A 13,433-nucleotide genomic window follows, 5' to 3' on the forward strand; every position below is an offset into this window, starting at 1 on the left:
GATAGCAGAATCCGCCGATCGCGTTGATGTGCGGCAACAATGCCGGCGTATCCTCCGGCGCCTCCAACAGCACGATGCGCGGATACTCAACAAAGTCCCAGTCGTCAATCTCCAGTCGGATTCTCACACTCCCGCGGGCATAGGGAAGGGGACCTTCGAAGCGGCGAGTCGCCCCCTTCCTGGGCAGGTCGGTGAAACCGCGGTCCCTCAACAGGCGAAGCGCGGCCCCCATCCTTGTTAGATCATGCTCGGAGCCCATGCATCAGCCTGAGTGCGACGCTCCCACGAAGGGGGCGGCTACCTTCTTGGCTTCGGTACTACGTACAACACCACTATCGTCGTTCAGCACCAACGCGGGGTCATTGGCAATACGAGTGCCGAATTGGGCGCGCACGTTGTCCACCGCAGCCTGGCGCAGGCCTGGGCCATAGTGACGACTCTTGTCGAGTTCATGATGAAGTGTGGTGGCCCGTTCACTGGCAAGCCTGCGATCCGCTGCGTCCATGCGATTGAAGTTCTCCTTCCCGATACCCAGTTCGACCACATCCCCTGCCAGCTCTCGTGCCAGGTGAGCAGCGGCGCTCTCCAGTGCCAGATCCTCGCGGCGTGGCGCATACGAAAAATTGCGGGCCACAATGATCATGATAAGGACCGAACTCGGGCCGCCACCATCGCGCCAGTGATAGTCGCGCCAGGCCTTGAAGTAGCGGCACAGGCGTCGGAGCTGGAGGCCACCTTCTCCGTGCTCCAGAATGCGATCTTCGAACCACTTGGCCACATCCTCGGGATCGGAGGGTGTCCACGTGCCATCCCGGCGGGCTACATGGATGTCTTCCATCAGCTCCCAGAATTGTTCGGGCATTTCGCCGAAGTCCACGCTCTCATCCAGCGCGGCGGCCTCTCGCAAGTAGTGGACCTGATTGGTCGCCGAGGCCAGGGCTTTCTCCATCACCTCTACGAAATTCTCCTCGGGCGCGGCGTACAGCGGGATGTCGATGTGTGCCCAGCTCGCGATATGTACCCGCACACATCGCTCAGTCTTGGGGTCCAAATGCCATCCGTGCTCACCACACAGCCGCTTCAACGAGGTCTCAACCAAGTCAAAGTACAGCTTGGCCATCGCTCGTGGTGGTGCATTCTCGGACCACACCGTCACCGGCAGATAAACGCCGAAGTCCCAATCCATTTGCTGTGGGGGTTGATGTGCGCCCTGAATGCAGGTGCCATAGACCCAGGAACCCTGGCTACGGAACTTGGGTTTGACGGCGCGTTCCATGCCCAGAATGGTCGTGGTGGCAGCTTGTATATCTTTCAACAGATGATCGCGGATGGTGTTCTTGGCCAGGATGAGCGCTTTGCGCTGAGCGTCGGTAGGCGCAATACGCCTATCGAAGCTTTCCGGGCTTCCGTCGTTAAGGAACAGCTTATGCAGGCTCAGCATGGGCACTAGCTCCAGAAGGGTGGAAATCGGTCCCGTGATAGAAATGAGGCGGGCGAGGTTGGTGCTGCAGCAGTTCACGGAACGCCGGTTTTCCGAGCCATCCCTTCGCTTGCTGGGTCGCTGAGCCCAGCAGAACTTCTTGCGCGTTCACATCGACCTTGTCCAAGGCAACCGCACGCGCACGCTCGTCGGTCAGATCCTCGTCGATATGGTGGTACTGCCCTTCCGGCAGGCGATGTCGCAGGAGGTGGTGCACGAGTGATTCTTGTGCAGAGATGGCAATTCCAAACAATCGCTTGGGAGTAGCCGCAGGGTTCCATCCCCCCCAGTCCAGCGTGCCCCCGCCGCGATTTCGATGCGGATTCACCGTGAATCGGGAGGACATCGTGCCGACCGCTACGACATGCAGTTGATCTCGCTTGCAGCCCAAGAAGTGCTGGGCTTCGTGCACCGCCAAGATGCCGGGCGCATTGGCAAACAAGCCGCCGTCGATGTACTGGCAGTGGTCGAAGGAGTGGCGGGGGAAGTAGCCCGGCGCTGCACTGGTGGCCAAGGCCACATCGACCAGACGATAGCGCCAGTCACGGACCAGATCCGGGTGATGCGGGGTCTTGAACAGCACTGGATTGCCGGTGCTGTAGTTGATCGCCGGCACCAGCACCGGATGCTTGCACGCCTGGAGCGTGCGCTGGCCAAACAACGCGTCGTCAGCAAGCAAATCGCGCAAGGCCGATTGCGTATAGGGCGCACGTAGGATTCCCCACAGTGACCAGCGCGAGCGAAAAATGTCTTCGCCATGCTGCTCGAACAGCCGCACCATACGTTCGGCGGGCACTTCCAGCGACAGGGCCATCGCCAGGATGCCACCAATGGACGTACCGGCGAGCAAGTCGAAACGACTGGCAATAGGCGCGCCCAGATGCTGTTCCAAGTCCGCCAGGATCTTGGCGGTGAACAGTCCGCGGTAGCCGCCACCGGACAAGGCCAAGATCTGGAAACGCGCCGGATCGTGCGTCGGCACGAGGGCTGGCTGTGCTGCGTCTTCGCTCGATGATGGACTCACCTGTCCCCCTGGCCAATGACTTGCTGATGGCAGTCTGGGAGGACGTCGTCTCACTGGATGCGACGCCTACCGCTGCCCCCTTCGTGCCAAGCTTGGGGTGGTCATCACACTTTCAAGGGTATTTTTGGGGCTTAGAAGGGGGAGGAGAGGGGGGGCCGTCGATGTAATCGCTTACACCGCTCAGCGCAGGGGAGTGCGCGGGCTGGCGCCGAACACCTGGCGGATGTCCACCGGATCGGTCCGCCCATCCGCGTGGACAATTTGCAGCAACGCCTCCTGCACGCGGGACAGCTGGGCCATCGGCAACCGGACGGTGTCTGACCGGGCCGGGTCACACCAGTAGGCGGACTGTGTCAGGGCCACATGCTGGCGACAACTCATCGGGCGCGCGTCATAGATGCCGCAGTGTCCCTCATGCAGGAAGGGGCAGGGCGTGCCATGAAACCTGGCGGGCGCCTCCTGGGTCGGCAATCGTCGATGCGTCGTACGCTTCTCGATCAGCTCGGCCTCAATGGGATACAGGTGTACCTCATAGTGGCAGCAGGAGGTACACCCGGCTTTGCACGCGACGTATGGCGCCAACGCGGCCGAGAAGATCTCCATTTCCTTGTGAAGGGCACGCAGCCGTTTGAGCGAGCTGCCCGGCAGCCGCGCAAGATGTTCGGCCACTCGTTCTTCTCGTTGCTGAATTTCCTTCGGAATGCCGGCAACTAGGCGGTCGAAATTCGACTGTGCATTGTCCTTCGCGATGGCGGGATCGGACTCCGGATTCTCATTCACGACTTACCCCTCTGCTTCATGGTCAGGGCCAGGTTGATTCCAACACCCTGGGCTGTCTGCGACGAAGAAACTCAACTCACTAAGTGCAAAGGAGCGCAGGCGCCGCTGGACATGGTCAATGTACGCATGATCATTGCCGTGCACAGATACCGCGATCCGGTCGGGGGGACTCCGTCGCAAAGTGCTCAACAAGTGATCTTCTTGCTCACCCATGGCCCAGCCATAGATCACCAAAGAATCGCCAAGCTCGCAGAGTGGCCCGTCCGCCACTTCCTGCAGATAGCCGGAGGTGCTGATCGCCTCCCGCTTCTGCGCACTCGTGCCTTCGCACACGAACAATGGAACCGCCTGACCTTCGGTCCATCGCCGTAGCACCGTGGCCAGCAAGTCGGATTGCTCCTGCGCGAGGATCTTGATTTCGTGCCCCGTGCCTGTGCGTGCTAACGCCAGATTCCCATGGGCATAGAAGTACAAGGTGGCCCCCGGCGCTCCATAAGGCTCTTGGAGTCGGCGCCAGTTTTCGGAGAATCGAATAGGACCAAAGCCGTCCTTGAACCAGTTGCCAAACACCTGGTTGCCGCGCATGGCTGCCCAGTAGATGATCAAGTCGTAATTCAGCGACACCACGATGCGAAATTGCCTCAAGAACTCGGCAATCGGTATCAGAGAGGGCGAAGCTTCCTCATAGGTGACATGAATAGCCTGGATGGTTTCGATCAGCGCACTGCGTACTTGCAGGTAAGCCTGCTCGACAGGTCCATGAGCGATGCCCAACGCCACATTGACGAGTTGAGCCTGCCATAGGCGACGCAATACCAGTTCGAAATCCTGCGTCTGGAATCGCGCGAAAACCTCCTGCACTTCTGGGGACAGACGCCCGTAATCGCTGGCGGCAGCGTAGAGCGAGCGGTAGCCAAAGCGCGCATCCACAGCCATGCTGCCGCCATTGCCCACAATCAGGCCATCCTGGAATCGATCACGAATCGTTTGCCAGGGCACAATCTCTTGTCGATGGGCCACCATGGACCGTCTCCTTTCGCCATGCCAGCACTTCCCGCAGGCCTGGATTATGGCCTAAAGGACTTCCCCGCTAACTCTTGGGAAGAAAGATTCTTGAGGTCGGGCTAGACCTAGGAGTCAGCATAGACCAGGCAAATACAAGAGCTGCCCCCTATCAAGTATGGCGGGGCAATCGTGACACCCTCTTTTGCAAGGCTCTGCCTCAGATCAACTCCAGTGCCGGTGACGACATCCAAAAGGTGTCGCCAAGATCAGTAGCCATCGTGGAAAACACTCGGGTAAGCGCACTGTCGGGGAGCGAATGCGAGGGTGAGAAGCATAACTTGCCCTCCATCGCGGCCTGAGCGTACCTGAGCCGGCGCGGCAGCTCACTGCTAAGAGTGAACTTCAATATCTCCGCATTGCCTGGATACTGCAACGACACCGAGGCCATGCTGCGCACGGCCGCCCAACAGGCATAGCGCCAGTGACCCAAACTGTACTGGCTTTCGTCACGCGTCAGGATCGGAGCCAACTCAGAGAGAAAAACGTCACTGAATTGGTGGATACGCAACTGATGCTGGAGGTAGGCCGTTACTTCCTGGGGCATCAGCTCCTGCCATATCTCTAACCAACTCCTCGCGTATGCCGATTGACGACCATCGGTCGTCAGGTAGTGCTTAAGGCAACCCTCCAATTCCGTGAAGGGGGTCTGGGTCCACGTGTAGGTCCATGCGACCTTCTCGCCAGCCACGATATTGCTGTCGGGCTGCGACTGTGGGTCGATGCGGATCAGGCCCAGCATCACCAGCACGGAAAGCAGGGCGTGGGTTGCCTGAGGCGTGGGCGCTAGCCGAACGCGCGTATTGTGCGCATGCACGAGCGAGAGCAAATAGAGAGCGCCACGGGCGCCCAAGTGCCGGACATCGCTGATGATCGGCGCATCGGGGCGGCGTGCGTCAGCCGGGAGCGGCTCTGTGCTGTTCATGATCCGACAAAGGCACCCAGGCCGATCGATCTCGGGGCTGCCGACCCGGGAGGGCCGTTGCCTACCCTCTAAGAATATCTTAGTATCCAAGCGCCCGTCACTTCCGCCATCCTTATTGCTTCCTTGAGGGGGCAAAAGTGGCCAGGCGGACAGCAGAACACCCGGTTTTCGCACAACGGCTCGCGTTTGCGCGCGAGCGTGCCGGGCTGTCGCAAAAACAGCTCGGCATCCTTTCCGGCATGGACCCCGCCGTGGCCTCTCCGCGCATCAACCAGTACGAACGGGGCAAGCATGAGCCCCAGCTCAAGACCGCCAAGCAACTGGCTGAGGCACTGGGCATACCTGCAGCATTTCTCTACACCGAAGACGAGTTGTTGGCGCAGCTTCTGCTGCAATGGAATGGGCTCTCGCTTCGTCAAAAAAAGGACGTACTGAAGAGCCTCGAGAAGGCGGCAACTACACGCAAGCCGACGACTCGCTAGCGACGATCAACGGAGCTCCGATGGGTGAGCTCGTGCGCCTGATACCAAAGAAGTGTGTCGGTACCGCCTGCCGCGTCATACTGGCGCCCATGGCCATGGAAAAGACCTAGCTAGCCAGTGCCCGTGACGGAAACCAATGAGTCCTCAGATACTAGAGGGCAGGGGGGCATTAGGCCTCGACATCAGTTAAGACCGCGGAAGAGAGCTTGCCGGCAGTTGCATTGCGCTAAGCCATGAGAAATCTAGGACACTAGATTTCGCTGCGTAACGAGGTACTGCTGCGTCACTGCACGAAATTTGATTTCGATCCGGTCCAGTACGCGCTCTATGGCAAATGTAAGGTCGCTACGAGGATCATTGCCGAAGACCTCTTGCTCCCAGCAGTCTCCCGGCAGGTATTTGGCACTTGTTTCAACAAACCGCACGTAATCCGAGTACCAGGAAACCGCTGCCGGCGCAGTCGCTCCGTAGAAGTATTCGTGCGCTACCTCGTAGAAGTCTTTTGTGGACTTCCAGCCTGCTGGCAGCCCTCTTCCGCCGTGCGTATCTTCATCGAGCATCTGCTCAATCTTCACCAGTGCCTGCCCACGCACCATGAGCGCGCCTCGGCGAACATCGTGGAGGAAATCGATCACCTCGCTTGGCGCGGTCGACGACTTGATCGCCTTCTTAGTCGCAAGGAAGCCGTCGACGTAATCTTTGTGAGCGGCTTCGATCATGCGGTAGACGGGTGCCACGTGGCGCTCAAACGTCAACCGCTTCCCTTCACGACTCTCTTTATGGAGTCTGCCAATTGCACGAAGTGCACCCAGAACCACTGCCTTTCCCGAGATGCTATCCATGGCTCTCCATCTAAGCGTCCGTCGACCCATCCCGCATATGACACAGCTATGAGCACACGGTCAAGAACTCTTGCATCCACCCTAACCAGCCCAGCGGCTGGGGCGCAGAGGTCGGAGGGTAGTCAGAAGCAACGAAGCCGTCAGTGGGCGCTCTGATCGCATCAACCGTAGGCCTTCTATAGCTGCCGCCAGCCAGTAGTCAGAAGATCGTTAAGGCAAGATCCGGTGAACTCATGCACTTGAGAGTCGTTAAAGATTTGCCTGATCATTGGCCCCATATCCTTGTCGGCGAGTACGAACACTAGGTAAAGCAGGATGGATTTTGCGCGGAAGGCGACGAACCACTCCGTATCACCCAGTTGCTTTCGCCAGACGTGAATGCCTGTATCAAAGGATTTCGTTAGTCCAAGAGGTTCGTCGAAGCTGATGGCGTCCGTGGCGCCCGAGTAGGGCACAGCATAAATCCGCCACGCCGAGGGTACCGCGTGCAGGTCGCGTTTTATCAACAATGCGGCCGCACTTTTTGCCAGCACTGACATCGCGACATACAACGCATCCCTTGTTGGATTTGTCTTCGGCTTTCCAACGAAGAACTCCGGATCAGAGAACTCGGCATAGTCCTTGTCGCGGACATCCAGGAACTTGAAGAATGCCATGTCCCTTCGTGCAAATTTGGGAAGTTTCGAGGAATCCAGTGCCTTGATCGTGATGTGGGGATGTGTGCGATGTTGGTAGTCGTGATGGCCCTCGGTACCGGCCAGGAACTCCAGAAGATCGATTGCCTTGGCCACGTAAGTCTCGGGACCGAAGCGGTTGTTGCACTCAGCATGCGTTGGCAGCTTGCCACCGTAATCGAAACCCTTTGCCTTTGGCTGTGTCCGCGCCATCAGCGCAACCGGGACCGCATGGTCATCGCTGAACGATCCGTCCTTTATCGGCAGCCCGCACAAGTAGCAGATAACAGCAGTCGGATCAGTCATGACGTGCGTCCGCAAATACTCCGTGGCTGCGATTTGAGAGACAAGGCAGGGTGGTACCCAAGGGCATCACTGGCCTAAACGTGGAAAGCGGAGAAATGCAGATCGCGGCCGGGGATTCCGATCCTGCTGAGGACGTCTTCCCACCAACGTGCCGAGTCGGCCAGCATCGAGTCAACCGAGCCCCTGCCATCCTGGCCAACTCCGTTCTGTACGACATGGGCGACGGTGGCCAACTGAGCGCTCCCGTCGGCCTGCTCCAGCACAATCTCCCCGACCATGATCTTGAAGTCCTGTTGCGGCCTACGCAGATGGAAGTGTTTGTTGGCGTTGCAGATCTGATGACAGGCATTGACGATCGTGCTGATCTCACGGAGCGAGCGCATGAAGTTCGTGTCGGAGTCTGTCTGGATGCCCGCCAAGACGACCTTTGCACGTTCGATTAGATCGCGATCGTCCCGGATCGAATGATAGAGCCAGTCGACCAGCGCAATGTTGGTAGACGCAGCATTGATGGCTGCGTAAAGCCTCGCGTCCTGGACATGGAGGATGTCGCGGGGCCGCGCGCCCAAAGGGATCTGCTCTGGGATCGCCCTGAGCAACTCCACCTCCCAGCACAACTTCCTCAGCACCTGCCAGATGTTGATGAGCCCGAGCGTACGGTCGCTGGCATCCCTTGGCGAGACCGGAGCAGGTGGGACTTGTTCTGGATCGTGCGCCATCACGAAGTTGCCTCGGGTTCGGTTGGTGCAGATTTCATCTTGTTATTGAAAGCCTCCGCAAACTCATCATCGCTCCAGTCGCCATCTCCATAGTCGGCGTGGTCATTGAATCGCACGCCATGTTCGAACGAGATGGTGAAGTTCGGCCCGACAAACGGACAAGTCGGCAGGAAGTAGGTCTTGATGAAAGGATGCGTCTCCCAGTCCTGCTTGATGAACAAGTGGCCGCGCGTCCCCTCGATGAACCAGGGTCGCCTGCCGTGGGTCGTGAATTGCTGATCGATGATTTCACGCAGGTGGACAACAGCTGCGAGCGCATCCTCCCGCAGCGAGGCATAGGTTCCCGGATTGAAATGCACGGATCGGTGTCGGAGAGGCTGTAGTGCTCGAAACTCGGCTGCTGCTCCCGGCAAAAGCACACCCCAAGCCTCCAGCGTTTCGATCGGAAGTTGCCAGTTGTCGAAGGAGCTCTTGCGGTAGACCTGTTTGTACTCCTGCGTATTCTTGTAGTCGTCGCGAAGATCCAGGACGAGGTGGTTCAGGATTCGCTCGCCAAGCGTGCAGGCGCCTACGAGCGCGGGATAGTAGGCACCGACAACGAACGAGCACCGGATCTGGTCGAAGAAGTCATTGTGATGGGCCAGGACGGAGAAGGGCTTGAACCCGATCGCAGCAAAATTCTCGATTTTCTTGTCGAGGTTGAGTGCTCCGAACTCACGCCCAAGTCCCGCCTTAACGCGCTCTCGATTCTCCAAGTGAAGGCGCCGCACTTCTTCTGTCCATTCCTCGCCCGGCTCCGCCAACAGGTGGGCGCGCGTATCGAAGTCCAAGCTGTAGCTCAAGTGCCGCCGGCGGCCACGATCCGCGAGTAACGGCTTCCATTCCGCAATGGGCTTTGAGAGGTCGGCGGTGTCGATGGTGAAGCGCGTGGTCGATTCGGATGCCATTCAATGCTCGCGTAAGTGCACTGTCCAGGTTTCTTCAGTCGCGCAACCAGATCTTCGACAATCCCAACGAGGGCGTGGAAGCAGCCCATGACGCTGGCATCAACCTTGTTCGTCACTCAAGGAGGCGACCCGCAGGATTCTCCGCAACGCTTCCTGCCTGAAAATACCCGATCGCCTGGGCCACCGAGCGGTGCTCGGTCAGCGCCATCAGGGCGGGCAGGGCGACGCCCTGGCGGCCACCTTCGGTGATGAAGCCCGAGCGCAGGCTGTGGCCGGCAAAGTCCCCATTTAACCCGGCCAGCACCGCCCGCCGTTGCACGATCGCGGCCACCGCCTTGGGCGAGAGCGCCGGGCCCACCCGGTCGCCCCACAGGCGGCGGAAGAGGGGACCTTCGGAAATGTTCGCCGCGCGCAGCCACGCCTCCAGCGCGGCGCCGGCGCGGCCCAGCACGGGCTTATCCGGCGTGGCGTTGGCACTGGGGCCGGCCTGCTGGGTCTTGCTGTGCTCCAGCCGGTAGACGAAGGCGGCGGCGCCAACGCGGCGCAGATCCTGCCAGTCGGCCGCGGCGATCTCGCTGCGCCGGCGCCCGCCGCTGGCGAAGCCGAACAGCAACAGCGCCGCATCGCGCAGCCCCTCCAGCGAGTCGTCGCAGGTGGCCAGCAACGCCTCGAGCTCGTTTCTGGTGATGGCGGTCTTCTTGTGCGGCCGCTCGCCGCGTTTGACCGAGGCCCGGCGCCCCCGCTTGAGCAGCTGGCGCACCGCCGGCGCTTCGCACGGGTTGGCGGCCTTATGCGCCTGGTGGGCGGCCGAGAGCACGGCCACGCGGTGCACGACGGTACTGAGCTTGAAGGCCCCGGGTTTCTGTTTCAGGCCGGCGGCGATCAGCTGCGCATCCAGCGCCGGCGGCAGCTCCCAGGCCAGCCCGGTTTTGCCGCGCCGGGCCAGATGGTCGACCACGAACTGGACCACGGCCGGCTCGGGCACCGGCAGCGCGATCGGCTGGCCGAAGCGGCCCTGGAACCAAGCCGAGGGTCGGCAGGGATTCGTGAGAAATACAGCCGAATCCGCTTTAAGTTTTTGATGTTGCGTGCTTTTCTTCTTCATACGCCGCTGAGGCCACGAAGTGGCCTATTAGCACTTCGCGTCGAAACTGAATAGACAGAGTCCGCTACCCTCTCGGCTCGGCGATCTGCGTCCAGTGGGGCTCCAAAACGATCTCGGTGAATTGGAGAGGCGCGACCTTACGTTCCAGGTCGAGCGTGTAGTCTCCGAACCGATTGATGTGGCTGGTCCGATACGGCGACAAGCCGCCCAGAACCTCGGGATTCAACTCCATCCCCTCCTCCTGCAGGCTGGCCAACGTGCGTGTCATCTGGTCTACGTTGTGCAGGATGATCATATTGGCCACGAGCTGGTTGTACTTCACGACCTTTCGCTGCTCATGAAGCACGTTCTCGGCAATGATCCCTTCTCCGCCGAAGAAAACCCATTTGACGAAGCCATTGAACTCTTCGCTTTTGTTGGTGGCCGCCTGGATAGTCCGACGCATGTCCACGTCATCGATGTAGCGCAGCAAGAACAGCGTGCGAATGACCTTCCCAAGCTCCCGGAAGGCGAAGTACAACTTGTTCTTCCGGCTGTAGGTTCCCAGCCGGCGAAGGATCGTCGAAGCGGTGATCTTGCCCAACTTGATCGACACCGTGACCCGCAGCATGTCGTGCAGATGCGTTTCGATCAGGCCCCAGTCGATGCTGTCGCCGAACAGCGCCTGGATGTTCTTGTACGGGCGACCCGCCTCCGCGCGGAAGAAGGTCAGATCCTTGATGTTGCGAATACGTGGCATCAACTGAATGCCCAACAGGTAGGACAAACCAAAGACCGGATAACTCTGGGCCTGGGTATCCCCATGCACGATTTCAGGCTGGATATCAGACGTGTTGGCCAGCAATCCGTCCAGAATGTAGATCGCTTCGTGCACACCGCACGGAATGAAGTGACTGAACAGCGCCACGTACTTGTCAGAGACGTGGTAGTAGCCGATGCCGCCATAACCACCGTAGCGGATGTGGTACTCCGAGAGCAGGTTCTGCTCGTACATGCTCCACTTGGTGCCATCGGCCGACGCACTCTTGCCCGAGCCCCAGTAGCCAGGCAGATCGAACTTGTTGAACGTATTGATCACCTGCACGATCGCCTTGTCCAACGTGTCTTCAGTGACGTACTTGAGGTTAAGCCAGGAAATCTGGCGCCGACTGAAGCCCTTGATTGAGCGCGCAGTCTGGGTCGGGCCCAGGTTGCACCCGTAGCAGAACAGCGTAGTGATCACCCGGCGCATGAGATCGTCCACGCGCGCATTGGTGCCCGCAATCGGCCGGAAATGACGGTGCAGCTTGAGCCATTGAGCCGCATCGATCAGCACGTCTACGATACTCATCGCCGGCAGCCTCTCGGTGATAAGAGCATCGACCGTGGCAATGGCGCTGGAGATCTCAGGCCGTTGCAGCTTCCGGAGCACCAGGCGCCCATCCACCACATCGGCGTGGACGTTCTCCGGAAAACGTGCATCCACCGTGTCGGCCAGTGAGCTCAGCTCTTGCTGCAAATGGCGCACGAACTCGCTGGCCTCGGTGGCCAGACCAGATACCTCACCGTAGGCCTCCAGTTCCTGGGCGAATGTGGCCTCATCCACCAGTTGCTCTCGGTAATCGTCGTAGCGCTCCCCGTGGGGAATGAACAGATCACCGGATTTGAGTTCGTCTTTGATCTGGGCCAGCACAGCTAGCTCAAAGTACTTGCGATGCACCCAGCCCGGCCCCAGCGAGTCCGCTTTGCGGCCGAAGACGTGCCTGCGCCAGTTGACTGACAACCAGCCCAGATCCTTTTCAACATCCAGACCGATCGAGCTGGCCTCAATCATGTCCCGCCGCTGACCGCGGAGCGACAGCAGAGCAGCGATCATGCGTTCCATGCCCGCGTCCTGGCTGGTGGAGCGCAGTTGCATGATCTCCAGGCAGTTGAACAGCAACGGGCGGACAACGCTGTAAGGCTGGATCAGGAATGGCAGGTAGTTGCGGCCTGCGTACGCCATATGTTCATCGCATTCGGCCAGCAGTGTGGAAATGTCCGCCACCAGACTCAGTCCGATGGCATCCACACGCTGTGTGTCCGTTCCGTCGATCTGATAAGCCTGCAGGATCTCCTTGAGCTGCGCGATAAGCGTATCAGCACGCTTGCCGTGCTCTACTTGGTAGGCCAACAGTCTTTGCTGGGCCGTGTTCTCCAGGTTCTGCATCAGCCGGATGTACAGGTCGGCCGCATCGTCCAATGTCTTGGCGTACTGGGACCGAATGAAGATCGTCGCCAAGGCATAGCGCTTGGCCGGCTTGAGTTCGGCCAGTTCGCTGGCATCGAGCGCACGCGCCATGGCGCGGAACTGCTTCAGCTTCGGAACCGGAATATCCACGGCCGGCAACTGCTGGGCCAGATGTTGCAGGCGTTGGATATGTTGCAGATAAAAGCGCACTTCCTTATTGGTGGGCCGTTTGGGCTCGCGCTTTAGCGCATTCCAGCCGGTATATGTGGCATTGGCCGGTGCGGCCAACAGTTCCTTGATCAAGCTCTTGGCTGGCGCGGTCAAGGCCTCATTGATGCTGCGGTAATACTGCTCATGCACCTGCTCGCGGGCCTGAACCGCAATCTTCTCCAGCGTACTGAAGCCCGGCAGCTCAAAGCGATGGTGAACCAGCTCCTCCAGCAGCACGTTGATGATGTCGGCGATGACATGCTTGGTTTGAGCGGCGGCCTGGGCCACCGTTGCCAGCCATTCCCTCCCGCTGACATCCAGCGGACGAACGCGCAGGAACTTTCGCAGGCGCGCCATATGGGCGCGTTTAGCGCCGGAGACGTCGTAGCGATTCAAGTCTCGGATGGATAGCGCCCGGCGCAGCCCGGCTGCCTGGGCAATATGTTGCCGAATCCGTTCTGGGACATCGGCTAGGATCACGAAGTAGCCCAGCCGCTGGAACATCTTCAGGTGAATGAGCACAGCCAACTGAGTGGTTGGCTGGGTCGCCATGCTACGTGCGAGGCGCACTTCGCCGCCGCTGGGCGTGTAAATCTCGTCCAGTTCCTTGGCCGTGGGATCAGGTTTCAGGCGCGGATACGCGGTCTCGTGCAGCGTCGCCATGCAGT

The 13,433-nt window shown here is 59.7% G+C and carries 13 protein-coding genes; 1 reads left to right on the forward strand and 12 read right to left on the reverse strand.

The genetic code is table 11. From position 1 onward, the window contains the following. The 6 genes from V7060_RS16535 to V7060_RS16560 all read right to left on the reverse strand — a co-directional run. Nucleotides 1-259, reverse strand: a 259-nt coding sequence (locus tag V7060_RS16535) for a hypothetical protein (protein WP_334180345.1), incomplete at its 3' end; no start/stop codon positions are given. Nucleotides 260-262: 3 nt separating this feature from the next. After that, nucleotides 263-1,441 (reverse strand): CBASS cGAMP synthase, encoded by a 1,179-nt coding sequence (locus V7060_RS16540; protein WP_334180346.1) that lies wholly within the window; start codon nucleotides 1,439-1,441, stop codon nucleotides 263-265. Beyond that, nucleotides 1,425-2,504 (reverse strand): CBASS cGAMP-activated phospholipase, encoded by a 1,080-nt coding sequence (locus V7060_RS16545; protein ID WP_334180347.1) that lies wholly within the window; start codon nucleotides 2,502-2,504, stop codon nucleotides 1,425-1,427. The genes V7060_RS16540 and V7060_RS16545 overlap by 17 nt, the downstream gene beginning before the upstream one ends. Before the next feature lie 180 nt (nucleotides 2,505-2,684). Continuing rightward, complete coding sequence (locus tag V7060_RS16550; protein WP_334180348.1) at nucleotides 2,685-3,284, reverse strand: YkgJ family cysteine cluster protein; 600 nt, start codon at nucleotides 3,282-3,284, stop codon at nucleotides 2,685-2,687. Nucleotides 3,285-3,287: 3 nt separating this feature from the next. Next, entirely contained in the window at nucleotides 3,288-4,307 is a 1,020-nt protein-coding gene (locus tag V7060_RS16555) for a DUF4917 family protein (RefSeq protein WP_334180349.1), read from the reverse strand. Between the two features lie 199 nt (nucleotides 4,308-4,506). Beyond that, on the reverse strand, nucleotides 4,507-5,271 hold the full coding sequence (locus tag V7060_RS16560) for a hypothetical protein (RefSeq protein ID WP_334180350.1): 765 nt from the start codon (nucleotides 5,269-5,271) through the stop codon (nucleotides 4,507-4,509). Nucleotides 5,272-5,408: 137 nt separating this feature from the next. Between V7060_RS16560 and V7060_RS16565 the strand changes: the two genes are divergently transcribed. Next, the gene (locus V7060_RS16565; RefSeq protein WP_334180351.1) at nucleotides 5,409-5,753 is read left to right on the forward strand and encodes a helix-turn-helix transcriptional regulator; all 345 of its coding nucleotides are present in this window, start codon (nucleotides 5,409-5,411) and stop codon (nucleotides 5,751-5,753) included. 242 nt (nucleotides 5,754-5,995) lie between these two features. On the opposite strand, the gene V7060_RS16570 is transcribed toward V7060_RS16565, so the two are convergent. The 6 genes from V7060_RS16570 to V7060_RS16595 form a co-directional block, all read right to left on the reverse strand. After that, nucleotides 5,996-6,595 (reverse strand): hypothetical protein, encoded by a 600-nt coding sequence (locus V7060_RS16570; protein WP_334180352.1) that lies wholly within the window; start codon nucleotides 6,593-6,595, stop codon nucleotides 5,996-5,998. A gap of 176 nt (nucleotides 6,596-6,771) precedes the next feature. Then, entirely contained in the window at nucleotides 6,772-7,575 is an 804-nt protein-coding gene (locus tag V7060_RS16575) for a hypothetical protein (protein WP_334180353.1), read from the reverse strand. A gap of 74 nt (nucleotides 7,576-7,649) precedes the next feature. Continuing rightward, nucleotides 7,650-8,294, reverse strand: coding sequence for a hypothetical protein (locus tag V7060_RS16580; RefSeq protein WP_334180354.1), 645 nt, complete (start codon nucleotides 8,292-8,294; stop codon nucleotides 7,650-7,652). After that, nucleotides 8,294-9,241, reverse strand: coding sequence for a hypothetical protein (locus V7060_RS16585; protein WP_334180355.1), 948 nt, complete (start codon nucleotides 9,239-9,241; stop codon nucleotides 8,294-8,296). The genes V7060_RS16580 and V7060_RS16585 overlap by 1 nt, the downstream gene beginning before the upstream one ends. A gap of 112 nt (nucleotides 9,242-9,353) precedes the next feature. After that, on the reverse strand, nucleotides 9,354-10,346 hold the full coding sequence (locus V7060_RS16590; protein ID WP_334180356.1) for a site-specific integrase: 993 nt from the start codon (nucleotides 10,344-10,346) through the stop codon (nucleotides 9,354-9,356). A 64-nt stretch (nucleotides 10,347-10,410) separates the two neighbouring features. Beyond that, complete coding sequence (locus V7060_RS16595; protein WP_046933271.1) at nucleotides 10,411-13,428, reverse strand: Tn3 family transposase; 3,018 nt, start codon at nucleotides 13,426-13,428, stop codon at nucleotides 10,411-10,413. Nucleotides 13,429-13,433 lie beyond the last annotated feature (5 nt).

Source organism: Pseudoxanthomonas sp. (assembly GCF_036845285.1).
Classification (GTDB): domain Bacteria; phylum Pseudomonadota; class Gammaproteobacteria; order Xanthomonadales; family Xanthomonadaceae; genus Pseudoxanthomonas_A.